Here is a 345-nt window from a genome sequence, read left to right on the forward strand (position 1 = left end):
CCATAAATGCCTTCTGATCTTTACTGGCAACATAGCGTAAAGAATTACGAATTTGATGAACGATACACAGTTGTATTTCTGTTTGAGGGTAAATCGCTGCTATGGCTTCGGGGAAACCTTTTAGTCCATCTACACAGGCAATCAGAATATCCTGAACACCACGATTTTGTAGGTCTGTCAGTACACTAAGCCAATGGTTCGCCCCTTCGCTTTCCGACAAATGCAAGCCGAGTAGTTCCTTCTTACCTTCAACATTTAAAGCTAAAATGGTATAGATCGCTTTGCTCACATAAACACCTTTATCCTTCACTTTGTAATGTATGGCATCTAACCAAACAAAGGGAT

At 40.6% G+C, this 345-nt stretch carries 1 protein-coding gene; it reads right to left on the reverse strand.

Features of this window, described 5'->3' with window-relative positions:
• Window positions 1–345, reverse strand: a 345-nt coding sequence (locus tag ACEO2X_RS14300) for a transposase (RefSeq protein WP_371972195.1), incomplete at both ends; no start/stop codon positions are given.

Origin of the sequence: Acinetobacter sp. AL9 (assembly GCF_041464035.1) — a bacterium.
Classification (GTDB): domain Bacteria; phylum Pseudomonadota; class Gammaproteobacteria; order Pseudomonadales; family Moraxellaceae; genus Acinetobacter; species Acinetobacter towneri.